We start from the raw sequence: 26,023 nt of genomic DNA, 5'->3' as shown, positions 1-26,023 counted from the left end.
ACCAGTTTTCGTTGTGCGGTTAATATTGCCCGCGGAAATATTTCACTTTTTGAATCCATTCGCGGCGAATGTAGGGGAAGACGACTTGGTCACCAGAATATTTCTCGTTGTAGAAGTCATGGGCCACCAGCCATTGTCGATCAAATAGTGTTTCCCAGTCCTGAGTAATAGGCATATCTGTGTTATTTCGATGAAATCGTAATTCACTCAATATATAGTGCCATCCATCAAAATTACTGGAAAGAATCAAGTCATCTGGTACCTCCGCCCAGATACGTACAGAAGCCGTCCGAGGATCATTCAATCTTTTGTACTGCATGTCTTCAAAACGGGGACTGGGCCAGCCCCAAAGTAATGCCTTTGCTGGCGGTAATGGCTGTACACGCTGACTATATTGACCCCGCATCCATTGATATGCCCGACCAAATTGTGCCCAATCATCGTCCCGCCATATTTCCCGAGTCCGCGGCGTTGTCAACACGTCACTTCGTTGTTTCAGAAAAGATCGCCGTTGAAAAGTTTCGATTAGGATTTTCTGCCGCCTCCTTGACTGCGCCGCCACGATTCCCATTCAAAATACCGCCCGCGGGGTGTCCCGGTCTTACCATATAACGACAACGAATTCCCGCGCTTCACCACAGACTGCATTCTCGGTATTGCCGAAGGTGTCGACGGCATCTCGAACAAGCTCACTTCCGTAGCTGGAATTCCATCTGTGTCTTGTTCTGGCCACAGCAAAGTGTGCATATCAGACGGCAAGACCGTGGGTGCCCTCCATTCGGCCGGATTGCCTACATCGGAGATGGCATCCCACACATCATCGTTATCCTCCGTTGATCCGGTAAAAATACCAAAGCAGAGCGTTTCCTCAGGTTGCAGTCCCCGCAATAGATCGAGGACAATACCTTGTTCGTCTGCCGCACATTGAATGTATGACGCCTGCCGCAACGGATCCGGTACTGCAGCCAAGGCAGCGACATAGTTATTGCCGCTGCCTTGACGATAAACTACTTGATACGCACTGTCGTCAGAACTTTCGTCATCGTAATCCAAGTCAGCATTCAGCAAATGCATCACCAACTCGTCGCCGACCTTCAGATGGTCTGTTGCAAAAGTGACTTTGAGCATCCGATCAATCATCGACAATGACGGCTGATATGCCTGTACTTGAAATGGCAGCCGTAATTTGTTCAAAGTCAGTATTACGGTCACATTGTCTACAGTGAGTTCCCGCAACCAAGCCATTGCCGTCTCTCCCTCCCCAAATAATAATATTGTAGCGCGACATAAACGAGAAAGCACCCCAAACTCCACACATGAAGTTGAGGTGCTTACGTGTTCAAATCAAGGTGCCTGCGTCAGTGTCCAAGTCAGATTGGATTGGTAGTTCCCCGTCAGCATGAAACTGGTCTGGGGCACTTGCAGGGTCGTCGCACTGTTGAGATTGCCGGAATAATTCGTCGTTTGGTTAGCCAGCACTGTGACCGGTGCTGCCGCGTCCCCAGTTGGCACAGACACGACCTGTGATCCGCCGTTAGCCAGCGGCACGGCCAGCGTCAATGTCGGATTAGTGGGTAGCGACAGACCCGATAGCTGATGGGTAAACCCGCTGGCTTGCACTGACAAGTTCCAGTTCTGGCCTACTGTTTGGACAGCGAGAAAGCCGGTATTGTTCCCATCGTAAGTCCCCCTGCCAACCTGCGTAGTCAGTGGAGAATAACGCAGCGTTACACCGCTAGCCTGATAGAAGTCAGCAATCGTTGGTGTACGGAATACACCATCGACATAATTCATGAAGCGCAAGTTCGGCACGGCGATGAGCTGGGATGCCGGCGTCGATACCACCAAGGGGGCCATGTTTGATCGCCAAGTAACCGTGTTGCCGCTCCCCTTTAATATAATATTCAGCTGAAGGTAATAACGATCCGATACTGGCGGTTTCACTACACTCGACCAAGAAAACGATGGGTTATTGAGTACTGCTGAAGTCGTTACCTTCTGCCGATTAGCATTATACACCGTCCATTGATAGCTTGGCGTCATCCCTTGGGGGAACGTAATACCATCTAACGCCGCCGGCGTATAAGAAAAGCTGCGGCCGGCGATCGCATCTTGTTTCACCAAGCCACCAACGATCACCTGTGTCGAACCATTAACCGTACCCGGCCTGACTGTATTAGTTGCTGTTGCGCCAATCGTTGCCGGCAACCCATTATCATTATTTAGTCGCTCATCCGTTGCATTTGCATCAATTAAGGTCGAAGCAAAACGAGTGACCAGTCCGGTTGTAACAGCCAGGCTACCCATGTTCGCCGCAGGGGGCGTCCAGGTAACGACAGAAGTGCTATTTTCTGGCAGCAAATTGGCATCAATATCGGTGCTCTCACCCCAGAAAATCACCGATCGATGCGGCACAGGCCCAATACTAACTGCATCTTCAGGGGCCGGCACAATCGTCACTTTAATTCTTTCACTGTACGCATTGCGTATCCCGCCATTATAATTTACCGTAAACTGAAAATAGTAGGTCCCTACTGGTAAATTACTGCCCAAATCCATCGTGATATTGGCGGTCGGTGCCTTTTTAACAATGGTCGGTGCAGCAGAGTAAGCTGACCAAGCACCATTTCGATAAATTTGAGTGGTCACCCCAGTAACATCGTTGGTGTCTAATAGCCATACTTTCTTATCATAGGTGGAAGCAAAGTCGATTTTAGCTGATGTCCCTTCGACGAAGTTCGCGTCAGCCGGCTGGCTTGTGATTCCGTTGGTGATCAACCAAGTTAAAAGCAAGTTGAACGACCACCCAGCCCGGCTCGGCGTATTCGGCGGTGCTGGCGGCGTGTCAGCCGCTTCTGCTACCTGCGGCGTCAGTACTCCCATAACTGGGGCAGCCAAAACACTGCCAGCCAGTATGCCTAAACTCAGTACCACCAGGAGCTTCAACAGAAATTTCTTCACTGTTGCCGCCCCCTCTTCCGTAAATGCCAGCTGCCCATCCCCGTCAAAATAACTAATTCCACCCCAATAATGACCAGCCAAGGGCTGGTCTGTTCATTCAATTGGGGAATATGCCCAGTGTCTTTGTCTCCGCCGGGCTTAATACCTGATTCCGGCAGTGTTTCATCACCCTTGGGCGGCACGGTGCGGTCATCCACAACCGTGAACTGAGCGGTGCTGTCCGCGGCCCGCGCTTGATCGGGGGACAATACCTGACCCAGCATAAGACCGCAACTCAAAATAAGGCTTGCTTTAAGAATGGTGCGCATCCGCCGTGTCATTTTTATGCCCCCTTCGCACGCCGAGGAGGTAGAGACCATAACCGGCAATGAGCACGGCCAAGGCGATAGCCGCCCAGATAAGCCACTTTTGCCATGGCGGCTGCTGGTTGCCCGCATTATTCGCGCCGGCGAGTTTCGCCGCCTCTTTGTCGGTCACGGTGAAGTTGCGTTTAAACCGCCAGGTCTTCCCCTCTGCCTGAACTGTCATCGTCAATGTGTAATCCCCAGCCGGAATTCCCTTTTCATCGCCCAAAATTGGTGCGTCAAAGTTGGAATTCGGGGCCATGGACCCGTCCTTCAGTTTGTACTGATAAATCGTCTTCGTCTCGCCCTGCTTGGTGATTTTGGCATTGATCGTCATGCCGCGAAAAAGCTGCGGGGCACGGTTCTGTATCCGGGCCAAAATTGCCGGGTGCTTATTGCTCACTCCCGGCCGGACTTGCTGCAGCTTGAGATCCGGGGCCAACGTCTGGGTCGGATTCTGACTCAGAATGATGCCCACCGCCATCGCAAATTTATTGTGCAGGCCAAACTGGCCCGTGGTGCTTTTTTCTTCGGTCACATCCAGTGCATGAATACTGCCAAGAATCTGGCCCTTGAATCCAGCTTCTGGAATGATGTATTCGAAGGTAGCCACTTTGCTTTCGTCCGGCGGAATGGTGATCGTTACCGGTTTAGAAAATAACCGATTCAGCGGGTGTGCCAGAGTCGGGTCCGCCTTTTTGGGGCTTGGCGAGTAATTGATTTGGCCAGCGTCGCTCGTGGTGGCGGCCGTCGGTGTCAGTTGGATCTTCCGAGTATTGGTTTTACTCGTGTTTTGCACCTGAACACTGACTGACCCCTTTTGCCCTGGGGTCACCTTCAAGACGAAGTAACCCAAAGTCTTGTCCGTTTGGTTGGCTGGATAAACCGGCGCCAGATAGAATTGCGCGCCAGTCGCTGTGTCGTCCGCCCGCACCGTGTTGGTTGATCCGAGCATCAGCAGCGGCGTCACCAAAAAGATCATCAGCAGCACGATCCAGCGCTTTTTAATGACCATACTGATCCTCGCTTTCTTATTAAGTAGTGATGACGGCGAGTACCGTCATCTGAAACTAATTCAGACGTTATGCGCCAGCGGTCAAAGTCCAAGTAATGTCCGACTGATAAATCGCACTTGCCGGAATATAAGCACTTTGGCCAGGGAACTTTAAGCTCGCGTTAGCCGCGGTATTGACATCCCAAGTTGTGGCTCCTTTACCTTGATCAGCACCGGTAGCCGTCGCTACATCAACAGGGGATGCGCCAATGCCGTTACCTTCCAGGGAGACTGTCCCGTTCACTTGGTTGGTCCCCGTGGCTGCTAAGGATAATGTGATCCCCGTTAGCGCCGGTGCACCGGCTGTCTTGGAAGTAAACTGCGTGCCCAGCGTAGTCGATAAAGTCCAGCCGCCGGTGATCCCGCGCAGGTCATTAACAATTAGTTTGCCAGAACTGTTCCCGTCAAACGCAGTCACGTTTTTAGACGTGGCATCAGTGTCTGCACTGCTCACCAAGTTGTTTTCCAACGCCTTATCACCGCTGCTAACGATCGTTGTCAGCGGGATCTGGCCGAAGTTCAAGTCAGGTACGGCGATTAATTGCAATGTGCCGCCCTCAACTGTGAACTGGGCCGTTGATTTAGCCGTGGCCGCACTGTTGCCCTGAGCCGCCTCAAAGAACTTTTGACCACTGGTCACGCTGGTGTTGGCGCTCAAGTTGTAGTCCGCCGTCCCCGGGCCAGGGCCGTCCGCGTGTACCGTTGCAGCCGGTACCAATGCCCCACTAATCCCCAAGAGCGCCGCTGCAGCAAGTGTTGCATACGTGCGTTTCATAAATACCTCTCCTCTCAAACGTGTAAAACATTATGTGAAATCCTTACACTATTATTATATCGAACATCCCACTACCCTAGCAACCGCTCTACGGTCTAAAGCGGCAGCCCTGGCGTTTCTATTTTCATTCCCGCTCAAAGAATAATTTGATATTTTTTCAGGAAATAGCAGCAAAATCAGTCCGCTTCAAGGCGTGTTCAGATTATTGCCGATATTCCCGCGGGCTCGCTCCCACCGCCCGCTTGAACGCTTTCGAGAATGTAAACGCATCCTTGTAACCCACCCGAGCGGCCACCTCATCCACCGCATTATCAGTCGTGCGCAAGAGCTGTTTTGCCTCGTCCATCCGCATTTGGGTTAAATATTGCTGCGGACTCATCCCGACAAACCGGCGAAAAAGAGTATACAGATAGGTTCGGGACACATGCAGTGCGGTGCAGACGTCGGTGACATTGCAGCGCCGCGGGTAATTCTGGCGCATAAAAGCGACGGCCTGGTTCATCGTGGCGGTGGCGCCGACCCGTTCCTGCGCCCCTTTCCCCGGAAATTCCGTTAATAGGGCATAAAACATTGCGTACAGCTGGCTCTGGACCTGCAGCTCATTGGCCAAAGTTGCCGCCCGCCCGCTGTGCAGGCCCTGAAACAACGCCGCGAACTGCTCCTGAAAGGCACTGCCGTCAACATGCCGCAGCCAATACTTATCCGCTAATCCGCTGCGGTCGAACAACTCCCCCAAATGCATGCCGGTCAGCCCGATCCATTCGTAGGCCCACGGGTCTTCCCCATCGGCCTGGTAAAAGCAGGGCACAGATTGCGGCAGCAAAAAGCAATCCCCCGCTCCCAGCGCCACGGATTTGCGGCCGGCACTGGCGAACCGGCCCTTCCCGGAAACGATGTAATGGAGTACGTAGCTGTCCCGCACGTTGTTTCCCCCGAACGCATAGTTAGGGCGGGTCTGCTCTCGGCCATAAAAAACAACGTTACAGTCTACATGTTCAATATCGACCCGCTTGTATTCAAACTCCATCAGACTTCCTCCTAATATATCTGTCAAAATGTTCACTTATCATTATGCCATGGAATAGGCCGGCACCGCCATGTTTTTCGCTGTGCATAATCCGTACACTAAGCAGTATAGAAAACGGTTGCACCAAACAGGAGGATTTTTCATGGCAGACTTGATTGCATTTGACGCAAAAACGCAGGTATTCCATTTGCATAACCAGCAAATCAGCTACATATTCGCCATCGAAGACGGCGGTGTGCTCGGCCACTTGTACTTTGGCCAAGCGGTCGCCGGTTACCACGGTGAACGGCACTACCCCCGCAAGGATCGCGGCTTTGCCGGCAACTTGCCGGTGGCCGAGCCGGAACGCGGCTTTTCGTTAGACACTCTGCCCCAAGAAATCAGCAGTCGCGGCGAAGCGGACTTTCGCATTCCAGCCTTCGTGATTCGTCAGGCCGATGGCGCCCAAGCCAGTCGTTTTGTCTATGCGAGTCACCGAATCGTCCCAGGCAAACCCAAACTGCCCGGTCTGCCTGCCGCTTATGTGGAATCACCCAATGAAGCGGCCACCCTGATCGTGACCGTCGTGGACCAGCCTAGTCGCTTACAGGCTGACCTGTATTACACCATTTACCGCGACCGGGCAGTCATTGCCCGCTCCGTGTGTTTCCGCAATCCGGCTGATCAGCCCGCCGTCACTTTGGAACAGGCTGCGTCGGTCCAACTCGACTTCCCCGCCGGCGACTACCGCATGCTATCGCTCCCCGGCGCCCACGCCAACGAACGTCATCTCCAGAAAGAAGTCGTTGGTTACGGAATCAAACAGTTTGCCAGCACCCGCGGCACCACCAGCCACCAAATGAACAACTTCATCGCCCTCACCGCCCCGGATGCTGATGAATTCCACGGCGATGTATATGGCGTCGACTTAGTTTATTCCGGCAACCACGCCCTCACGGTGGAGAAAGATCAAATCGATCAAGTCCGGGTCGTCGCCGGGATCAATCCCGCTGGTTTCACCTGGGAACTGGCCGGCGGCGCTGAATTCCAGACGCCGGAAGCCCTCCTCGTTTATTCCCACCAAGGGCTGAACGCCATGAGCCAGACTTACCACCGCCTGATTCGGGAACGCGTGGTCCGCGGCCGCTACCGCGACCAAGAACGGCCGATCCTCGTCAATAACTGGGAGGCCACCTACTTCGATTTTAATGAAGCAAAATTGCGGCCTATCGTGGATGCCGCCAAGAAACTGGGCATCGAAATGTTTGTCTTGGATGACGGCTGGTTTGGCCACCGGGACGATGACACCACCTCTCTGGGCGACTGGGTCGTGGACAGTCACAAGTTCCCGCTGGGCTTGAAGCATTTCGCCGATTACGTCCATAACCAAGGTCTGAAATTCGGTCTTTGGGTCGAACCAGAGATGATTTCAAAGGATTCTGACCTCTATCGCGCCCACCCCGATTATTTGTTAGCGGTACCAGGACGGGCACCATCGCCGAGCCGCTTCCAATATGTGCTAGATTTAAGTAGGGAGGATGTACGCGCCAATATTGCCGGCCAGCTTTCTGACTTGCTTGATCAGGGTTACATCGACTACATCAAGTGGGACATGAACCGGCATCTGAGCGACATCTATTCCCACGCTTTGCCGGCTGCCCGTCAAGGAGAAGTGCTCCACCGCTATACACTGGGGCTCTACGCGCTGCTGGAAGAGCTGACCACCAAGTACCCTGACGTATTGTGGGAAGGCTGTTCCGGCGGCGGCGGCCGGATTGATACCGGTTTTGCTTACTACATGCCGCAATCCTGGACCAGCGACAACACCGATGCCATTTCACGCTTAGGCATCCAATACGGCACGTCTCTGGTCTACCCGCCCAACACCTTCACCGCGCACGTGTCGGTCAGTCCAAACGAACAGACTGGCCGCAGCACGTCTCTGGCGACGCGGGGCAACGTGGCGATGAGTGCTGTGTTCGGGTACGAACTGGACCTCACCAAGCTGACGAAAACAGAACAGAAACAAGTCGCGGCCCAAGTCGCCGCGTACAAGCAGATCCGCCCGCTGATCCAATTCGGCCATTTTCTCCGGCTGGAAAGCGGCAATGATTATGCCTGGATGTTTGTTTCTGCCGACCAGAACGAAGCGCTGCTGTTCACGTTCCACCTGCTGAACAACGGCCAGCCGGCGTTCCATATCGTGAAAATGGCCGGACTGGATCCGGCAAAGCAGTATGAAGACACTGCCACCCACACCGTTTATGGCGGCGACGAGCTGATGCACATGGGGTTATATCAGCCCTTGCAGCGGCAGGACTTCACGACACACCAGTATCATTTCAAAGCGATCAATTAAGAGGAGTGGGAGATTATGAAGCATTGGTTGACAAAGATCCTCGGCATCAGCCTGTTAGCCGCCAGTACCACCTTGCTGCTCAGCGCTTGCGGCAGCAACCAGAACAGCAGTAACGGGACAACCACCATCGAATTCTTCAACCAGAAGAAGGAAATGTCCACGACCTTGCAGCAAATTGCGACGGACTTCGAGAAGAAGAATCCAAAGATCAAGGTCAAAGTCACAAACGTCCCTAACGCGGGGGATGTATTGAAGACCCGGGTGCTCGCTGGTGATGTGCCCGACGTCATTAACATCTATCCGCAAAACATCGATTACCGGGAATGGGCGAAAGCCGGCTATTTCGAAGATATGACGAAGGCCCCTTACTTAAAGAACATCAAGAACAATTACGCCCAGCAATTCGCCATTAACGGCAAGGTCTATAACGCACCGCTGACTGCCAACGTGTACGGGTTCTTTTACAACAAAACCGCCTTTGCCAAAATGGGGCTGAAAGTACCAGAAACTTGGGCTGAATTCGAAGCCCTCGTTAAACAGATCCGTGAGCAGGGTAAGACGCCCTTCGCTCTCGCCGGGACTGAAGGCTGGACACTGAACGGCTATCATCAGTTGGCCCTGGCCACCGTTGCCGGCAGTGCGAAGAAAGCCAATCAAGTTTTGCGGTTCAGTCCGGTGAACGGTATCAAAGCCAGCAACCCGGTCATGCAGCAGGATTTCAACCGGCTTGATCTGCTGCGCAAGAACAACGCCGCCCAGAATAACTGGCGCGGGGCCAGCTACAACGACGCCGTCGTGGCCTTCACCAAGGGTGATGCCCTGATCATGCCCAACGGCTCCTGGGCCTACCCGGTTATTCAGCAGCAGAAACCCAAGTTTAAGGTCGGCACCTTTGCCTTCCCGGGTAAAGAAAAGGGTGAAAGCCTCACCGTGGGTTCCGGCGACTTGGCCCTGTCCATTTCATCCAGTTCCAAACACAAAGCCGCGGCTGAAAAGTTCGTGGCCTACATGACTACGCCCCAAGCGATGCAGAAATATTATGATGTTGATGGGTCGCCATGTTCTGTCATCGGTGTCAAGCAGGCGGGCGTCAATTCGCCGCTGGGCGGCATCACCAAGTACGCCTTTACCAAGCATCAATTCGTTTGGCTGGCCCAGGATTGGACCAGTGAGAATGATTTCTTCACACTGACCACCAACTACCTGTTGAACGGCAGCAAGTCGGATTTGGTGAACGCGTTGAACGCCTTCTTCAATCCGATGAAGGCCAGCAATTAAGGAGGGGGAAAACAACATGCGTTTACAGAAATTTATCAGTAAATATTGGGGTTGGTTGTTCCTGATCGTCCCCGTCCTATTGCAGCTCATTTTCTTCTACGTGCCGCTGATTCAAGGGGCGTTCTACAGTTTTACCGACTGGACCGGGCTGACGTATAACTTCCACCTAGTCGGTTTCAATAACTACAAGATCCTCGCCACCGACCCGAAGTTCATGAAGGCCATTGGCTTCACCATCATCTTGACGCTGGCCATGATCATTGGCGAAATCGGTTTGGGCATTCTGTTTGCCCGGGTCCTAAACGCCAAGTTCCACGGCCAAACGTTCTTCCGGGCCTGGTTCTTCTTCCCGGCCGTCCTGTCCGGGTTGACGGTCTCCTTGATTTTCAAGCAGATCTTCAACTACGGCTTGCCGGCAATCGGTTCGTTCTTTGGCATCAAAGCGCTGGAAACCAGTTTGCTGGGTACCGCTGGCGGCGCCATCGTGGCCGTGGTCTTCGTCATGATCTGGCAAGGGGTGGCCATGCCCATCGTTATTTTCTTAGCCGGGTTGCAGAGCATTCCCGAAGAAATCAAGGAAGCCGCCCGTATTGACGGGGCCAACGACACTACGATCTTCTGGAAGATCGAACTGCCCTACCTGCTGCCGAGTATCTCCATCGTCTTCATCATGGCGCTCAAAGGCGGGCTGACGGCCTTCGATCAGATCTTCGCCTTGACGTCCGGCGGTCCCAGCGACGCCACCACGTCCTTGGGCCTGCTGGTTTACAACTACGCCTTTAAGAACAACCAGTACGGCTACGCCAACGCCATTGCCCTGGTGCTGTTCATCTTGATCGCCATCATTTCGCTGATTCAGATCAAGGTATCCCAGAAGTTCCAGATCGATTAGGAGGATCGTCATGCAAACAGAAAAGAAAACACGCAACATTGGCAAATATATCCTGTTGACCGTCGGCGGCATCCTCATTCTGATCCCGCTGCTGGTCACCGTCTTCAGTTCCTTCAAGACCACGAAGGACATCATGGGGAATTTCTTCTCCTTCCCCAATCCCGGTACACTGGATAACTACCGGCGGCTGTTGGCCGACGGCATTGGCGGTTACTTCTGGAACTCCACGGTGATCACCGTCATCTCGGTTCTGCTGGTCATGTTCTTCGTGCCCATGGCCGCCTACTCCATTGCCCGGAACATTTCGAAGAAACGAGCGTTCAGTCTGATGTACAGCTTCCTGATCCTCGGGATCTTCGTGCCCTTCCAAGTCATCATGATTCCCATTACCGTCATGATGAGCAAGCTGGGCTTGGCCAACATGTGGGGGTTAATGCTGCTGTACCTGACTTACGCGGTACCGCAGACATTGTTCCTCTACGTGGGATTCATTAAGATGGGCGTGCCCGAGAGTCTGGATGAAGCCGCCGAAATTGACGGTGCCAGCAAGATCACGACCTATTTCAAGATCGTCTTCCCGATGCTGAAGCCGATGCACGCGACAACGCTGATCATGAACGCGTTGTGGTTCTGGAACGACTTCATGCTGCCGTTGTTGATTTTGAACAAGGACTCTAAGATGTGGACGTTGCCGCTTTTTCAATATAACTATCAAGGCCAATATTTCAACGATTACGGACCCAGTTTCGCATCGTACGTCGTTGGGATCATTACCATCACGATTGTCTATGTCATCTTCCAGAAGAACATTATTGCTGGGATGAGTAACGGAGCAGTAAAGTAAACCATTTCACGACAGTAAAGTACGTCTCAATACGAGGCGTACTTTTTCTGTCTCCCGACCTTTATTGCATGTCATAGACATCTGTTGGTAAAGTTGTACACCTCCAAGTTCCTGTGTGATGAAGAAAGGCAAGCTTAGTCAGACTCACGAGCTTTTTAACCAAACCACCCTGACGATCCCTAATATGAGCCATCCAGAGACCACTAAACCCGGTGATGAACCCGCAACGTCCATCACTGATTCGAACATAATCGTTCAAGCACCAACCTTTTACTTTCTTCGTATTCTTTTTCACTCGTTTTTGAGTAACATTCTTTTGCTTTCGCCCCCTGCGTGCCGTTGCTTCATGCAATGATCGTTTTTTCGTCCGAAACTGATCAAACATCACAACTGATTTTGGCTCTTCAATAATTTGTTGAATTCCACTGATTGCTACAGCATCGCGATAATGTGCTTTTGCCAAACCCAACTTTTTTCGCTGAACCGTTGTGATGTAGCCATAGGTGAAATGCGCCTCAGGAAAAGCGGTAAGCAATCGATTACGCAACATATTCATAAATGTGGCATTTTTAAGCGGTGGTATTGTCTTTTTTTGCTCAAATAACGCATAAAGAGGGCCGCCGGCTCTATGGTTTCGATCTGTGTGACACTTAGTACATACCGTCAGCAGATTCGTGGCTGCGTTAGTACCGCCTTTACTCCTGTAAACGATGTGGTGAATGTGCAACTTCAATGTTTTCTTCGTCTCGGTATCAATTTTGCGTTTACACAATTGGCAGGTATGTTCATCACGTTCTAGAACATATTGTTTCACATTTTCATAACCAAAGGCGTCGCCTTGTTGATACCCGATACCGTGAATGGTCGGATCCTTCAACTTTTGTACGTCAAATTTGGCCACTTCAATAGATATATCAGCTTGTGGCAAAACATTACGCACTCGATTAATCCATTGGATATTGTGCTCGCATTTTTGTCGAACGGATGGTGGTAACCACACGCCCAAGCGGATATCTCTAGGCTTTCGGTTCGAGAAGCGTACCATTCGATATCGTGTGTGTCGCTGTCGACGTGTGTGTCGATACATGTGACGTGTATCTAAAAGGCTTTTTACATTTTGTCGCAGAGTCACTTCTCCTTGCCAAAGCACTTTTTCGTTGCTCGTTACTGCAAGTCCAATATGTCGCTGACCTGAATCAACACCAATTGACACGTCCTGTAAGCAAGACCCCGACTGATACTTTAACTGGATGGTGAACGGAGTATGGCTGACTATGATAGCACGATTACAATGAAGCAGATGCCGACACTTTGACGGACGACAGGGCATCAATGCTTGCCCATCCTGATTGAGGACAAATATTCTATTTTGAACCACCTCAGTCACCACCCCTTTGTTTTTTTATTTATCAGCCAACCTTCAAGTAAGGGGCTGATCACATGCAGCAATGAGACTAACATGTGTGGATTGCCCTTCGCCAATGTTAAATAGGGTCCGTGCCTGTGGAGACGGCACTGGATGATGTCAGGGTCGACTGCGGCTACACCCTCACCGCTGTTTACGTTGCCCTCACAGTGCGACAGACTAGGGCACCATCTGAAGGTGTGCACCTACTTAACGTAGTCTGGTAATGTTAGATTGCTAGACAGAGGCTAGTCAGTTAAGAACATATTTGCTCTCGGCTTTCGCCGTGGGTAACTGACATACAATTACACCGGACAAAGCTTCAATCAAATCAATTCATCGTATGGAATCACTGGTGGTTAACACATGTACGCAATGAATCATTTTGATTTACTCGTACCAAGCCAATCATTGCGGTAGTGGGGAATATACAATCCCGGTACACCAGTTCTCCCATATCTCCATTCTAGCAAAAGCTTTCCGAATTATGCTATGACAACAATTCCGTTTAATCACGGTGATCTACGAAATATTTACGGTCGTTTTAAGCAGCATGGTACTTTCCACTGTCCCGTGCACAAGTGATTCAAAAGCAAAAAAATACCGTCCCTGATTCGAATGCCAAAAACTGGATCAATTCATTTCCCACTTATGTAAATTATATCCATCACATATCTATTGCAAAAATCATTTCCATATGGTATCTTAAACCTGTGGCGTAACACAGTTTTTGCGCCCTTAACCGCTCACAAAATGACCGCTCACAAGGTTATTTGCCATTACCCGCAGCACGCGGTGTAATGCATCTTAGCGGAAAGAGGGTCTGATCATGGACTTGAATACACTCAAAGGCCACCTGATTGTCTCGTGTCAGGCATTGCCTGATGAACCGTTGCACAGCAGTTATATCATGTCCCGTATGGCCAAGGCCGCCGAATCGGCTGGGGCGGCGGGGATCCGGGCCAACTCAATGATCGATATTCTGGCGATCAGGGAGGTGGTCTCTTTACCCATGATTGGCATTATCAAGCGGGAGTATCCGGGATCACCGGTGTACATCACGCCGACGTCGCTGGAAATTGACCAGCTGGCGTCCTGCGGGGTGGAAATCATTGCCATGGATGCCACGAACCATCCCCGTCCGGAAATGCCGCTGGCAGAATTAATCGCCTATGCCCGGGCCAAGTATCCCCAGATTCTGCTGATGGCCGACACGGCAACGGTGACGGAAGCTTTGCAGGCGCAACAGCTGGGGTTCGATATTATCGGCACGACAATGCACGGCTACACGGCCGAGACCCAGGGGCAAAACATTGCTGACAACGACTTTGCTTATCTGAAACAACTGATTCCAGCGGTCACGAAACCGGTGATCACCGAAGGCAAAATCGATACGCCAGAAAAGGCGCGGCGGGCCCTGGATCTCGGGGCATTCGCTGTTGTGGTCGGCGGCGCGATCACCCGCCCGCAGCAAATCACCAAACGGTTTGTTGCAGCCATTGATCAGCCGGAAGAACAGGAGGCGTGACCATGGCCCTGCTTGCGCTGGATATTGGCGGTACGACGATCAAACATGCCCTGTTCACTGAAGCCGGTGAGCGCATCACCGCAGTACAAGAAACGCCGACGGAAAAGACGGCTGCGGACAATCACATTGCCGCCCAAGCCGGGACCATTTACCAGGCGTACCACCACTCTGGTATCACCGGTGTCGCCATCGCCAGTGCGGGCGTAGTTGATCCGGACACCGGCACGATCGTCTCGGCCGGCTACACGATTCCCGGTTACACGGGCACGCCGTTAAAACAGAGTGTTGAGAACAGCACCGGTGTCCCCTGCTGGGTCGAAAACGATGTGAATTGTGCCCTGCTCGGCGAGTTGTGGCGCAATCACTATCCCCAGCAGCATATTTTCTGTATGACCATTGGTACCGGCATCGGCGGCGCCATTCTGATCAACGGCCAGCTCTACCGCGGCGCCAGTTTTGGTGCCGGGGAAGTGGGTTACGTGAATCAAAACGGCCAGGATTTCCAAACCTACGCCAACACGCAGGCCCTGATCCACCGGGCTGCGGACGCTGCCAATCAGCCCTTCACCACCGGCTATCAGGTCGTGCACGCCTTTCGTGACGGCAATCCCGATGTGCAAAACGCCGTACAGCTCTGGCTGGACGGCATCGCCAGTGAACTCGTCAATATCAATCATTTACTGAAACCCGAATTATTCATCATTGGCGGCGGCATCATCGAAGGCGCCCCCGAGTTCGGCCAATTGCTGGACGCGGCGTTTCGCCAGCGGCTCACCGCGCAGCAATACGCGGCCACCGCCCTGAAGACAGCCACCCTAGGCAACGAAGCCGGGATGTATGGGGCTCTCTACCACTATTTACAGAAAGAGGCGGCGCATGGACATGGACATTCTCAAGACGATCGAGCGCACGTTTAACGCATTTCATCCCAAAGAACGCGCCGTGGCGCTCTACGTCGTCAATCACCCCCGGGACGTCCGGGAAATGAAAATTACTCAACTGGCCCAAGTCACCCACACGTCCATCGCGACGGTGAATCGGTTCAGTCAGAAAATCGGCTGTAAAAGCTACGCGGATTTTAAAATCCAGCTGGCCGTCGTCACGACGGAACAGCGGCCGGTCCCGGCCGCCAATTCCGACGACACACTGCAGCAGATCAACGAATTCTACAAGCACGTGATCAACAAAAGCGTCGAACGCCTGGACGAGGAGACCATTACCCAAGTAGTGGCCAAAATCTCCCAAGCCCGCAAGATTTACGTCTACGGTATCGGCAGTTCCGGGCTGACGGCCAAGGAATTCGAAACGCGCTTAAGCCGGATGGGGTTAACGGCTTTCGCCTGCACCGATTCCCACAGTATGAAAATTGCTGCCTCCCTGCTTACGGCGAAAGACCTGGTCATCTGCATCTCGATCTCTGGGAACACCGTGGAAGTCATTGAGGCCGCGCAACTGGCCCGCCAGCAGGGCGCGACGATCATTTCGTTCACCAGCTTCCAAAAGAGCAAGCTGACCGAAACCAGTGAAATCACGGTCTTGGTGTATAATGCGCTGTTCCTGAACCGGGAGAATTTCATCAATTCCCAGTTCTCGCTGATGTACCTGATCGACGTCCTGTCCGTTTATCTGCTCCGCGATCCGGCGCACGCGGCCGACATGGCGCGAACGATCTCGGTCATTCATCCTCGGTAAAATTTCTTTAGAAAGCAGGCGCTGCGGCAGTGCACTATATCCAAAAAGTCATCACTGAAGGCCCGGACACCGCCCAATTCACGGGCTATGTCATTGACAATAATCATGAAATGGGCAGCGACCGCGTTCGCCCGGTCGTGCTGATCTTTCCGGGCGGCGGTTACGAGTTCATTTCGCCCCGGGAAGCAGAACCAGTGGCCCTGAAGGTTCTGGGTATGGGCTATCATGCTTTTATCTTAAAATACTCGGTTTATCCGGCACTGTATCCCACCGCCCTGCGCCAAGCGGCCCAAGCGATTCTGCTGATTCGGCACAACGCCGCCGCGTGGCACGTGGACCCGGACCGCATCATCGTCCTGGGCTTCTCCGCCGGCGGCCATCTCGCGGCCAGCTTGGCCACGATGTGGTCGGCCCCTGTATTGCAAGACGCGGCCAGCGATCCGCGCCTGTTGCGGCCCAGCGGTCTCGCCCTGGCCTATTCTGTCCTGACTGCTGGCCAGTATACCCACCAGTCCTCCATTGACCATCTGCTCGGGCCGGAGAAACACAATCCGACCTTGCTGCATGATGTCAGTCCTGAGCTGCACGTCACGGCCGAGACACCGCCAACATTTCTTTGGCACACCATGGCGGATGACTTGGTCCCGGCTGAGAACTCACTGCAGTTTGTGCAAAGGCTGCGCTCTGCCGGGGTGCCGGCGGAGCTGCACCTTTTCCCCAACGGCGGCCATGGGTTGAGTCTGGCAACGGACGAAACTCGAACGCCCAAGGGAACAGAAGTTGACCCGCAGGTGGCGATCTGGCCGACGTTGTTTCAGAACTGGGTAAAAGAAAACTTTTCTGCATAGCATCGCTAAAGGGCTGGCCCATTACCGATAAGAATCCTCCCTATCGATAATGAGCCAGCCTTTTTAATGCGCATGCACACTGTGATCAACATAAAAAGTGGGGGCCATGATCTTCGCTGATCACGGTCCCCACTTTCAAAAATGATCACTTTAATGATTTAACTTAAACTTCCTGTGATTCCTGACAATACAGCAGCTCATACATCATCCCCACGAAGAACGGATCGGCCGCCTTGCGCAGCGCATTCAGCTTATGGGGCAGTGACCCGTCGCCCTGCATGATCCGCCACACGTTCTCCTTGGTTTGTGTACTCGTCCATGCCGCCTTAATACGGCGCAACGCCTCGTCCTGCAAGTCATCCGTCCGATCCTCCGGGAAACCGATGAAGGATAACGACTGACCGGCGGTAATCGCGGCTTGGTCGGTACTATCCGCCGCCACGGCCCCGCCGTGGAAGACGATCACGTGCTGCCGATTACTGGGCAGCACCGCCGTATCACCCTCTACCGTCAGCGTCACTTGTTCCGTCGTCCAATCCACCGTCACCGTAGAGGTGCAGCGTTGGCCGTCTTGGTCTTCCACCAGTGTAAAGTGCTGTTGGCCGCTGCCCGGGAAGACATGCCATTCGATCGTTTCCGGCAAGGCTGCTCCGAACTGGGTCGCTTCATCTGCTGCGGTCAACGGGATCACGGCCCCTGCTGGGACAAACACCGGCGTTTCGTTCAGCGCCCGATACACATCAAGGGTCGTATCCCCCTGATAAGCCCAATCGTGGTAGAAATCATACCAGGTTCCCTTGGGCAGCCAAACGCTAGTCTTGGCCATCCGGTATTCCGGCGACTGCTTCGTCGTCACCGGGGCTACCAGCATTTTCTCCCCAAAGAAGTATTCATTGGGCACTTGATACGCCTCGTCATTGCCCGGTTCTTGATAGTACGCCGGCAAAATCAGCGGAATGCCTTCTTCGTGGGCCCGAACATCGTGGGTGTACAAATACGGCAGCAAACGGTGCCGGGCTTGCAGTGCCTGAACAATGTACTGATCATAAGGTGCGGAGAAAGTCCACGGCTCTTTATTGATGAACAGCGACGATGAACTATGCAGCCGATTAATGGGGCTGAAGACGCCCAGCTGCATCCAGCGCAGCTCCAGCTCTTCATCCCGCTGGCCCGCCATGTGGCCGCCAATGTCATTGCTCCACCAGCCGTAGCCGATGTTGGACGCAGTGGCCGTGAAGTATGGCTGGAATTGCAGCGAATCCCAGGTGATCCACGTGTCGCCGGAGAAACCGATGGGATAGCGGTGACTGCCTGGTCCGGCATAGCGCGACAGGATCAGCGCATCCTGGCCGTGGCGGCGCACACTGTCATTGTAGTGATAATAATTCAGCAGCCACAACGGATCGAGACCCTTTTGACCCGTCTCCGTCCCCTGCTGCCAATCGATCCACCAGAAGTCGACGCCTTCGTCTTCCAAGGGATGGTGCAAGTCCTCAAAATAGGACTTGAGGAAGTTCGGGTCGATCAGGTTAAAATCGGCCGGTTGCTCATTCTTCGTATCCAGCCCCAGCCGTTTGGCCATGCGCGGATAAGCATCCTCGTAAGCCCGCACCCCGGAAGCAGGATGGACATTCAAGGCCACTTTCAACCCGTCATCGTGCAGGGACTGCAAGAACTTAGGCGGGTCCGGAAATAATTTCTTATTCCAACTGTAACCCGTCCAGCCGTTGCCGTATTGCGCTGGAATGTCCACCAAGTGCCAGTCCATATCGATACAAACTGTACTCAGGGGAATATGCCAGTCCCGGAACTTATCCATCAGCTGGGTAAAGGACTGTTCTGTATACGGCCAATAGCGGCTCCACCAGTTGCCCAGGGCAAAGCGCGGGACCAGTGGTGGGAAGCCAGTGAGGACGTAGTAATCGTGCAGGGCTTCCAGATACCGGTCTTGATAGCCGAAGAAATAGAAATCCTGCTCCGCAATCGGCCGCGGCTTCACCGCGCCCTGGCCGTCATTGGCGGCATTATCCAGCAAGAGCGACTCAGAATCGTCCAAGATACTGAAGCCGGTCCGTGAAACCAGACCGTCCCCCAGCGGGATCGCGCCGTTGACGCCGTCCAGCGTCCGGGCAGTTCCCTTCAAGGTATCCAGGGCTTGGCCGTAATGCCAAGTCTGTTCCCAATAACTGGCACTCTTCAACAATTCGACGTACAGCCCGCCGCCGGAAAACGGCTGCTTGTTGTAATGGACATGGAGAAATTCAGTCACGATATCCAGCCGATCCGGATAGTCGATCACTTTAAAGTCGAACGCGGGGAACTCGCGATTGATCACCACTTGGGTCAAGCCGTCCTCGAACTGGCCGGACTCAGAATATTCCATGCGAATCAGACTGGGGGTCAGCACCGTAAACCGGTACTTGTCTCCGGTGATTTGCTGCTGTGTTGTCACTGCATGCACACTTCTTTCTCAATAGTATGGGAAGCTGGCGTAAAACTGGCGCGGGGTGTCGAACCAGGCAAAATCAGTTACTTGGCCGGTAGTCGGATTCCGCCACCGGGTCGGGTACAGACCCGCGGCCAACCCGGCGGGCACACTGCCGCCGTCTTGCTGGGCTTGCATCCGCTGAGCAAAAGCCTGGCGAATGTCAGCCTGCATTTCTGCCGTCAATCCCGTGGGATCACAGGAAATGAACAGCGGTGTCTTGGTCTGGGCCAACACCTGCAGCCATTTCCGGTTTTCGACCCAAGGGATCATGTCCGAAATGCCCACACAGTCCCCATCTGCTTGGTAGAACACGTCGTTCTGTGCCAGCCGGAAGGCCAATGAATTGACCCCGCGGGAGCGGGTGCGCTGATAATGGCGGCCGCTGGTATCGTCGCCGACACGCATAATGTCGAAGACGCCCGCTGACAGGTGCGAGATCGTGTTGCAGCCGATGATCAACGCTGCTCCCGCCGCCTGGCGAATCGCGGCATAGAACTGGTTAATGATTTCCGCCGTCGTCTTGGTTTTGTCGTAGAAATGCGTCGGCTGGGCAAAGTAGTTCAAGCCCATCGCCACTCCCTGCAATCCAAAGATATCATAAGTGGTGAAGTCGTGCTTGATCATTTTGAAACCCCATTCAGTGAAACGCTGAATGTCGGCGCCCACCTGCTTGCGGACGGCGGGATGGCTGGGATCAAGAAACAGACTATCCTGGTCTCGATGTAATACCATCGTCTTCGTTGCCGCTGACTGGACCAGCAGCAGCCGGAACCAAAGGCCGGCCTGAGCCCCCGCAGCCTTAATTTGCTGTGCCACGCTGCCCATGTCGCTAAACTTATCATTACCGGTCTGCCACGGGCCGCCGTTGTACTCCGTCTGCGAATCGTAAGCACTCTCCCAGCCGTCATCGATGAGCACCCACGGTTTAACCCCCAGGCCGTCCGCGAGCGCCGCGGCCAACTGCGCGTTCTGGATGATCAGATCCGCCGTATTGGCGCCGTAAGCATAATACCAGTCGTTGATGCCGATGATCGGCTCATCACTGTGGCGCGATATCGGGCACATTGCCCGGGCAAATGCATGCAGCATCGAATAATCAGTGTCGGTCTCGGGATACTCCCGCAATACCAAAGTACAGCAGTCCAGGACCCGCCCATGCAGATCCAGCGGATCCGTCCCATTGCGCACATCCAGCCACAACGTCACGGAAGCGGCCGTCGCTTGCCAGGCACACAGCGCATTGGGCTGCACCGCCACGCCAAAACACCGCGCCAGCGCACCTTGGCGAGCCGCCATGGACCAATGGCAGATCCGTTCTTCGTCCAGCGGGGCGAAATGCAGATCGCCATAAGCCCGTTCAAAAGCATCGCCGAGAAACAGCCAGGGACCGGTGAAATCCGCCGCCCATTCCAGTTGGATGCGTTGGATCGGCTGGGCTGCCCGAATGGTGACCGCCAAATGTTCATCGATCGCCACGGTGTATGCCGCATTCGTCCAGTGGTTCCTCCGGTCTTGGGTCAGACCCTCCCACTCATTCGCCGCATTCTGGACCCGTACATAGCGCGGTGTTTGGTCAACCATATCCTCCGTCCTTTCTATTACTTACTGTACGTTAAACGTGATGGTCGTCGGAGCACTCTGTTGATAGCCATAGTCATAGATGACCGAGATACTGTCTGACCCAACGTAACCCTTGATCGGCGTGTAAGTGAAATGCCCATCCGCCGTGAGACTGACGGACCCAAACTTAGGATCCAGGACCACCTGATAACCCTTGATTGCGGTCGTCGGGGTGCCTGTGATCGTGCCTGAAATCGTCCCGTTCTCTTTGCCGATCAGCCATTGCGCAGTCGGCGCTGCCACCGCTGTCGTGAATTGGTTATGCACAAATTTGTACGTATCATCATATAAAGAATGCAGATACGGGTCCTTGGACTGGTAACTGTCATAAACTGCACCATCCACACTGCCTTGGTAATACATATGCACGGCATCCGTCATGGTACCGTTCCGAGCAGCGGCATAAAGATAATCCTTAAAGCGGGTCACTGAAGTCGGCGTCACGCCTTCCACTTCGAACTCCGTCCCCATCCCCAGCTGTTTTGCCTTAGCGGCCGTTTCGTACAGCCGCGCTTTAGGTACTGAGGCATCAAAGGCATATCCTGGCTGATAAATTGCTAAATCGAATCCCATCTCCTGCCAGCGCTGGTAGCCGCTGCCTTGGAAGTATGGGATCCACGACGTCATGTAACCCTTCTCCCGGACATAATTCGTCAGCTGCTGCAAAATGCTTTCCATCTCAGGATCGCCGTTGTCTAATTCTTCGGTGAACCAATAGAACCCATTCAGCTTGAGATTCTTGTAACCCTTCGCCTGGAATTCCTTCAACTGTTCATCCACCATCCACTGCAGCGCCAAATAACGATTCTGTGTGTTGGCAAAATTTAAATGTCGGCCATTCACAATGCCGAAATCTTTGACGGATTGGACCGGATAAAACAGCGGCAAGATCACTGAAGCCTGATAATCAGGCTTATTCAGCGCCGCTTTGGTTTCACCCACCGCTTGATTCAACGCACTGACATTGTACTGGTCAGCAAATTGATTCGTGATGTAGCCTTGCCAATCCTTCTTCGTCAACGGCCGTTTATTTTCACCATCATATAGGAAATGAAGATACGGCAGCATCAAGAAGGAATCAAACATCGTGTCTTTGATCTGGCCGTTTTGCATGTATGCTGTATACGGCTTGTACCAGTCAACCGTTCGCGGCACCCCCTGCTTATCGCTGGGATCACCAGGAATATAAGCCAACATCGTGTTTTGCAAGCCAAACTTGGTCGGTGAGGCATAGGCGTTAGGATATTGCGGCTCTGGCTGCGGCGTCAGCGTGCTCGCCCCAGCCGTAGACTGCTTGCCCAGGATCTCAATCTCATCGGTATAAATATGCGGGGCCACTTCGAACTCAATCTTCACGTACCGGGCCGCATAGGGTTTATCAAAGTTATCCGTACGCCGCACAATGGCGTCTGCATCCTTACTCTGATAATCCTTACCGTAGAACACTGGCATCCAGTTCTGCCCGTCGTTGGATAAATACACATCAACGTTGCGCGGCAGCCGGATGCCCTTCGATGTTTGCTTCAGAAAACCAATTTTCACGCCGGATACAGCGGCCGCCCGGCCTAGATCAAAGTACACATCCCGCGACTCGCCCCGGGTAAACCGGAACCAGGGCTGTAACGGGTCGTCACCCATATCCGGCTTGGCCGCGTACTTGCCGTCCGTCAGACTGAGATTGGCATCGTTAGGATATGCCGGCGTCGCCGCCGGCAGAGAATTGAACCAAGGTATGGCGTCGGGGCCATTGAGCGTTGCTTTTTCAGCCACGCCATAGTGCAGCCCGGCCGCCAAATTAACGGTCGCTTGCGGGTTCTGGTCGGTGGTTTGACTCCCATTGGTCATCGGTAATGTCACTTCTGGATAATAGTGATACCCCGGCCAATTGGCTGGTTCCATAGGATCCGCCGCCACACCAGTCAATTTATCCGCATAAACTTCCGACAAGAAAATCCACGCATGGCGCGGATTTTTGAAAACCAGTTTAATGCGCTGAGCGGTGATACTTTGCTGGAGCGTCACAGCAGCCGTATAGGTATTTCCCGCGGGCAATTTGGCGTCTGCCGCCGGGATGTTTTTACCCACCAAGGCGTAATCATGCTGGGCATTAGCAGCCCATACTTCCATCGCTGCCGGTACACCGATTGAAGCATCCTGGTCCAGGGCCAAGTTCGCGCCAATGCGGCTGATATCGGCCACGTCCTTCCCTAAGTTCATTTCCACAACCAAGTCTTGACCATTGGTTGCGTAACCCGACCAAATCGGATCGGTAAAATTCTGGTCGGTGGCCACTGCGCCATCGGTTAACTCTTTTGTGTCGGTGTCCGTATATTGGGCCGCACTCTTAATGCTCGTAGTGTATCCAGCACCTTGGGTCAAGCGTACGGCCTCCTTCGTGGGATCAGTTGCCGACCCGTTCAGCACAGTGGTGATTTGCTGCGGGGTGACCCGATCGTCATTTGTGATGCTTGAATCAGCGGCGGTTACCTTCGCCGGGGCGGCTAAACCGCCAAGTGCAAGAAAAGCCAATGGTAAGCAGAATGCCAACAGTTTCTTCATCGGTGTTGTCTCCTCCTTGAATCATGACTAGCAATTACACAATTAATTTTCCCACCCCGGCGCCAATCGTTCCCCCGCTTAACAGCAATTGTTTTACACTGCGTTGCAGCGATGTGGTCTCCGGGAGATCAGCGATTGGCGCTTGCGAATTATGAAAAATCCACTTGCGGTAATCACCCTGTTCTTTGTCCCACCGTTCAATGCGAAAATCGCTTTGAAACTGCAGAATATGCGATTTTGCCGGCAAAATCTGCTTGAGTACTGGGGACAAAAGCCACGAAAAGCACTCATAATCGGTATACGCCGGACCCCAGAATTGCCGCGCCTGGGCATACGCCGCCAAGCGCTGGGACTGGTCAAGATCAGCATCCGAAGGAATGTGGATCTCAATGACGCCTGTCGGTGTTTTTTCAAATTCCAGGGTGCCCAGCCGAAACTCCCGCAACTGCAATTGGCGGATACCCCAGGTTCGAGTGGGAAAACAATACATCCCCTGTTCCAAGCGGCCTTCTTTGACGGTCCGGGAAAAGAAGCCCATCGTAGCCGCGTAAATCTCATCGGCAATACTCCGCTGCCGGTAAATGTCAGCGGCTTGCAGCGCCAAATTCAGCGACTGCCACAGCACGTTGAACCCCAACGCATCATCGGGCGCGACGGCCAGCAGCTTGTGATAAAACGCCTCATCAGGCTCAAATTCGGCCAGGCCGCGATAAAAAGCCTGCCACCGGCTCACCGGCACTGCCCGCTGCCGGTCGATTGCGACTAGCTGGGTCGTGACCGATTCCGGCATATCGATTCGTTGACACAACTCCTGTAACTGCATTGATCCACCCCCTAGCGCTTCACGGCAAACTTACCGCCGACGGCCCCCGTGTATTGTTTGAAGATCTTGTCGAAAATAAACGCGTTGATGTAGGCCTGAAGCGAAAAACCAATGAACACATAGAGGGTTAAGAACCCAATCAACAATTGCGCAAAGTGAGTCAAGAGCAGGACCACCGGTACAAAAGTAATCGCAGACAGGATCAGCGCGTCCACCGGAAAAGCCAGGGGGAATAGTGCCGCGTTCTTAAACGCCGCCCAAAACGTGGTGTAGAAAGTGCTCTGCACCGGGAAAAGATAGGTCAGCACGACCAGGAACGCAATGATACAGACGACGCTGAAATAGAACAGCAGACTGGCCCCTGGGAAACCGATACGCCGGAAAAATAACGCATCCAGCACCATCACAGCCAACACCATGAGACTTGCCAGCCATAGCAAGGTACTGCGGCCAAAATTCTTCTTCCAAGCTCGGAAGTAGACCTTGACCGGCGACTCTCCGTCTTGCCGGACCAAATTGATCGTCGCGGTATACAGGGCGGTCAAGCTGGCGCCGACAGTGATCAGCGGCAGTGCGGTCAAAATGAAGATGAAATTCAGCAATAACAAATTGGCGACTGTGGAAAAAATCCGCCCCAAAGGACTATCGTAGTCCAGCATAAGACCACCCTTTCTCGTACTTACTTCAATCCAGATGTGACGATTCCCTCAATGAAGTAGCGCTGCCCGAAGAAGAACAGGACAATGATTGGCGCTGTGAAGATCGTCGATGCCGCCATCAGCAGTTCCCACTGCTTATTAGCATCCGTCAGGAACCGTTGCAGGGCCACCGCCAGAGTCAGCTTGTCGCTATCGAACAAATAGATCAGCGGCGTCATCAGATCGTTCCACGCCCCCATGAAGGTCATCAGCCCGATTGTGATCAATACCGGCTTACACAACGGATAAATGATCTGGTACAGAATACGAGTTTGACTTGCCCCATCGATTTTCGCAGCTTCAATCAAACTCTTAGGCAACCCCATCATGAATTGCCGCAGTAGGAAAATGTTGTATGCCCCGCCAAAGAAGGCCGGCAGGATAAGCGGCGTGAAGGTGTTGACCATGTTCAGCTTGGACCAGATCCCGAACAAGGTAACTTGCGTCACTTGGACCGGAATCATCATCGTCAACAGGATGATGGGGAATAGAATCTTCTTCCCCTTCCAGTTGATCAGCGAAATGGCATAGGCTGTCATCGGCGCTGAAATCAGTTGGCCGATCGTCGGCAGTACCGAGGTGATCAGCGTATTCTTCAGGTACAGCCCGATCCGCATCCGTTGGAAGACCTTCACGTAGTTATCCCATTGCGGGACCCGCGGGAAGAAGCCGGAGGTGGTGGAAAACACCTCCGCTGAAGACTTCAGCGAAGTGTTGATCATCCACAACAGCGGCATGACGAAGACAATCGCCACGATTGAGATGATAATGTAGGGAATGGTCCGCTTGATGACTTTCTTAACCTTCAACGCGGTGAGGTGGTTAGCAGTTGTTGTATTATTCATTGTG

22 protein-coding genes are annotated in these 26,023 nt (G+C 53.2%); 8 read left to right on the top strand and 14 right to left on the bottom strand.

What is annotated here, in order from left to right; all coding sequences use genetic code 11:
- Window positions 1–19: 19 nt before the first annotated feature.
- The 7 genes from H627_RS19650 to H627_RS0106210 all read right to left on the bottom strand — a co-directional run bounded on the left by H627_RS19650 (window position 20) and on the right by H627_RS0106210 (window position 6,161).
- A complete protein-coding gene (locus H627_RS19650) occupies window positions 20–571 on the bottom strand; it encodes a DUF3841 domain-containing protein (RefSeq protein WP_081674724.1) in 552 nt (183 codons plus the stop codon).
- Window positions 526–1,245, bottom strand: a complete 720-nt coding sequence (locus H627_RS0106235) for a hypothetical protein (RefSeq protein WP_027828247.1) — start codon at window positions 1,243–1,245, stop codon at window positions 526–528. Before H627_RS0106235 ends, H627_RS19650 begins: the two co-directional genes overlap by 46 nt.
- Window positions 1,246–1,344: 99 nt before the next feature.
- Window positions 1,345–2,961, bottom strand: coding sequence for a WxL domain-containing protein (locus H627_RS19165; protein ID WP_051225226.1), 1,617 nt, complete (start codon window positions 2,959–2,961; stop codon window positions 1,345–1,347).
- On the bottom strand, window positions 2,958–3,239 hold the full coding sequence (locus H627_RS20335; RefSeq protein ID WP_162143228.1) for an LPXTG cell wall anchor domain-containing protein: 282 nt from the start codon (window positions 3,237–3,239) through the stop codon (window positions 2,958–2,960). The genes H627_RS19165 and H627_RS20335 overlap by 4 nt, the downstream gene beginning before the upstream one ends.
- A 13-nt stretch (window positions 3,240–3,252) precedes the next feature.
- Window positions 3,253–4,320 (bottom strand): WxLIP family cell surface protein, encoded by a 1,068-nt coding sequence (locus H627_RS0106220; protein WP_051225225.1) that lies wholly within the window; start codon window positions 4,318–4,320, stop codon window positions 3,253–3,255.
- Between the two features lie 67 nt (window positions 4,321–4,387).
- Window positions 4,388–5,134 (bottom strand): WxL domain-containing protein, encoded by a 747-nt coding sequence (locus H627_RS0106215; protein WP_027828243.1) that lies wholly within the window; start codon window positions 5,132–5,134, stop codon window positions 4,388–4,390.
- Window positions 5,135–5,336: 202 nt separating this feature from the next.
- A complete protein-coding gene (locus H627_RS0106210) occupies window positions 5,337–6,161 on the bottom strand; it encodes an AraC family transcriptional regulator (RefSeq protein ID WP_027828242.1) in 825 nt (274 codons plus the stop codon).
- Window positions 6,162–6,303: 142 nt separating this feature from the next.
- On the opposite strand from H627_RS0106210, the gene H627_RS0106205 reads away from it, so the two are divergent.
- The 4 genes from H627_RS0106205 to H627_RS0106190 are packed head-to-tail and all read left to right on the top strand — an operon-like array spanning window position 6,304 to window position 11,513.
- The gene (locus tag H627_RS0106205; protein ID WP_027828241.1) at window positions 6,304–8,499 is read left to right on the top strand and encodes an alpha-galactosidase; all 2,196 of its coding nucleotides are present in this window, start codon (window positions 6,304–6,306) and stop codon (window positions 8,497–8,499) included.
- Between the two features lie 15 nt (window positions 8,500–8,514).
- A complete protein-coding gene (locus tag H627_RS0106200; protein ID WP_027828240.1) occupies window positions 8,515–9,777 on the top strand; it encodes an extracellular solute-binding protein in 1,263 nt (420 codons plus the stop codon).
- Window positions 9,778–9,793: 16 nt separating this feature from the next.
- Window positions 9,794–10,669, top strand: a complete 876-nt coding sequence (locus tag H627_RS0106195; protein WP_027828239.1) for a carbohydrate ABC transporter permease — start codon at window positions 9,794–9,796, stop codon at window positions 10,667–10,669.
- A 10-nt stretch (window positions 10,670–10,679) separates the two neighbouring features.
- A complete protein-coding gene (locus H627_RS0106190; RefSeq protein ID WP_027828238.1) occupies window positions 10,680–11,513 on the top strand; it encodes a carbohydrate ABC transporter permease in 834 nt (277 codons plus the stop codon).
- Between the two features lie 61 nt (window positions 11,514–11,574).
- On the opposite strand, the gene iscB is transcribed toward H627_RS0106190, so the two are convergent.
- Window positions 11,575–12,891 carry an RNA-guided endonuclease IscB gene (gene iscB, locus H627_RS17255; protein ID WP_226999197.1) on the bottom strand — a complete coding sequence of 439 codons (1,317 nt, stop codon included), beginning with the start codon at window positions 12,889–12,891 and terminating at the stop codon, window positions 11,575–11,577.
- An 856-nt stretch (window positions 12,892–13,747) separates the two neighbouring features.
- Here iscB and H627_RS0106180 point away from each other — a divergent pair.
- The 4 genes from H627_RS0106180 to H627_RS0106165 are packed head-to-tail and all read left to right on the top strand — an operon-like array spanning window position 13,748 to window position 16,986.
- The gene (locus tag H627_RS0106180; protein WP_027828237.1) at window positions 13,748–14,446 is read left to right on the top strand and encodes an N-acetylmannosamine-6-phosphate 2-epimerase; all 699 of its coding nucleotides are present in this window, start codon (window positions 13,748–13,750) and stop codon (window positions 14,444–14,446) included.
- A 2-nt stretch (window positions 14,447–14,448) separates the two neighbouring features.
- Window positions 14,449–15,363, top strand: coding sequence for an ROK family protein (locus H627_RS17250; protein ID WP_051225224.1), 915 nt, complete (start codon window positions 14,449–14,451; stop codon window positions 15,361–15,363).
- On the top strand, window positions 15,329–16,138 hold the full coding sequence (locus tag H627_RS0106170; protein WP_027828236.1) for a MurR/RpiR family transcriptional regulator: 810 nt from the start codon (window positions 15,329–15,331) through the stop codon (window positions 16,136–16,138). Before H627_RS17250 ends, H627_RS0106170 begins: the two co-directional genes overlap by 35 nt.
- A 29-nt stretch (window positions 16,139–16,167) precedes the next feature.
- A complete protein-coding gene (locus tag H627_RS0106165) occupies window positions 16,168–16,986 on the top strand; it encodes an alpha/beta hydrolase (protein WP_035440076.1) in 819 nt (272 codons plus the stop codon).
- Between the two features lie 163 nt (window positions 16,987–17,149).
- Here H627_RS0106165 and H627_RS17245 read toward each other — a convergent pair whose 3' ends face one another.
- The 6 genes from H627_RS17245 to H627_RS0106135 are packed head-to-tail and all read right to left on the bottom strand — an operon-like array spanning window position 17,150 to window position 26,019.
- On the bottom strand, window positions 17,150–19,438 hold the full coding sequence (locus H627_RS17245; protein ID WP_152319374.1) for a glycoside hydrolase family 31 protein: 2,289 nt from the start codon (window positions 19,436–19,438) through the stop codon (window positions 17,150–17,152).
- Window positions 19,439–19,456: 18 nt separating this feature from the next.
- Window positions 19,457–21,055, bottom strand: a complete 1,599-nt coding sequence (locus H627_RS17240; protein WP_051225222.1) for an alpha-amylase family protein — start codon at window positions 21,053–21,055, stop codon at window positions 19,457–19,459.
- A 21-nt stretch (window positions 21,056–21,076) separates the two neighbouring features.
- Window positions 21,077–23,653 (bottom strand): DUF4855 domain-containing protein, encoded by a 2,577-nt coding sequence (locus H627_RS0106150; RefSeq protein WP_027828234.1) that lies wholly within the window; start codon window positions 23,651–23,653, stop codon window positions 21,077–21,079.
- A gap of 34 nt (window positions 23,654–23,687) precedes the next feature.
- Entirely contained in the window at window positions 23,688–24,476 is a 789-nt protein-coding gene (locus H627_RS19160) for an acyltransferase domain-containing protein (RefSeq protein WP_027828233.1), read from the bottom strand.
- A gap of 11 nt (window positions 24,477–24,487) precedes the next feature.
- On the bottom strand, window positions 24,488–25,135 hold the full coding sequence (locus tag H627_RS0106140; RefSeq protein WP_027828232.1) for a YesL family protein: 648 nt from the start codon (window positions 25,133–25,135) through the stop codon (window positions 24,488–24,490).
- A gap of 20 nt (window positions 25,136–25,155) precedes the next feature.
- Window positions 25,156–26,019: a carbohydrate ABC transporter permease gene (locus tag H627_RS0106135; RefSeq protein WP_035440075.1), complete on the bottom strand. Its 864-nt coding sequence runs from the start codon at window positions 26,017–26,019 to the stop codon at window positions 25,156–25,158.
- Window positions 26,020–26,023: the final 4 nt, after the last annotated feature.

Origin of the sequence: Schleiferilactobacillus harbinensis DSM 16991, from assembly GCF_000425885.1 — a bacterium.
GTDB classification, from domain to species: Bacteria; Bacillota; Bacilli; order Lactobacillales; family Lactobacillaceae; genus Schleiferilactobacillus; species Schleiferilactobacillus harbinensis.
Note: the sequence above shows the minus strand (reverse complement) of the source record. Positions and strands in the feature narration are given on the sequence as shown.

Excerpts from the sequence above, each read along its gene's own strand:
- H627_RS19650 (WP_081674724.1), bottom strand. The coding sequence starts at position 571 with ATGGGAATCGTGGCGGCGCAGTCAAGGAGGCGGCAGAAAATCCTAATC.
- H627_RS0106235 (WP_027828247.1), bottom strand. The coding sequence starts at position 1,245 with ATGGCTTGGTTGCGGGAACTCACTGTAGACAATGTGACCGTAATACTG.
- H627_RS0106220 (WP_051225225.1), bottom strand. The coding sequence starts at position 4,320 with ATGGTCATTAAAAAGCGCTGGATCGTGCTGCTGATGATCTTTTTGGTG.
- H627_RS0106215 (WP_027828243.1), bottom strand. The coding sequence starts at position 5,134 with ATGAAACGCACGTATGCAACACTTGCTGCAGCGGCGCTCTTGGGGATT.
- H627_RS0106210 (WP_027828242.1), bottom strand. The coding sequence starts at position 6,161 with ATGGAGTTTGAATACAAGCGGGTCGATATTGAACATGTAGACTGTAAC.
- H627_RS0106205 (WP_027828241.1), top strand. The coding sequence starts at position 6,304 with ATGGCAGACTTGATTGCATTTGACGCAAAAACGCAGGTATTCCATTTG.
- H627_RS0106200 (WP_027828240.1), top strand. The coding sequence starts at position 8,515 with ATGAAGCATTGGTTGACAAAGATCCTCGGCATCAGCCTGTTAGCCGCC.
- H627_RS0106195 (WP_027828239.1), top strand. The coding sequence starts at position 9,794 with ATGCGTTTACAGAAATTTATCAGTAAATATTGGGGTTGGTTGTTCCTG.
- H627_RS0106190 (WP_027828238.1), top strand. The coding sequence starts at position 10,680 with ATGCAAACAGAAAAGAAAACACGCAACATTGGCAAATATATCCTGTTG.
- H627_RS0106180 (WP_027828237.1), top strand. The coding sequence starts at position 13,748 with ATGGACTTGAATACACTCAAAGGCCACCTGATTGTCTCGTGTCAGGCA.
- H627_RS17250 (WP_051225224.1), top strand. The coding sequence starts at position 14,449 with ATGGCCCTGCTTGCGCTGGATATTGGCGGTACGACGATCAAACATGCC.
- H627_RS0106170 (WP_027828236.1), top strand. The coding sequence starts at position 15,329 with ATGGACATTCTCAAGACGATCGAGCGCACGTTTAACGCATTTCATCCC.
- H627_RS17240 (WP_051225222.1), bottom strand. The coding sequence starts at position 21,055 with ATGGTTGACCAAACACCGCGCTATGTACGGGTCCAGAATGCGGCGAAT.
- H627_RS0106150 (WP_027828234.1), bottom strand. The coding sequence starts at position 23,653 with ATGAAGAAACTGTTGGCATTCTGCTTACCATTGGCTTTTCTTGCACTT.
- H627_RS19160 (WP_027828233.1), bottom strand. The coding sequence starts at position 24,476 with ATGCAGTTACAGGAGTTGTGTCAACGAATCGATATGCCGGAATCGGTC.
- H627_RS0106140 (WP_027828232.1), bottom strand. The coding sequence starts at position 25,135 with ATGCTGGACTACGATAGTCCTTTGGGGCGGATTTTTTCCACAGTCGCC.
- H627_RS0106135 (WP_035440075.1), bottom strand. The coding sequence starts at position 26,019 with ATGAATAATACAACAACTGCTAACCACCTCACCGCGTTGAAGGTTAAG.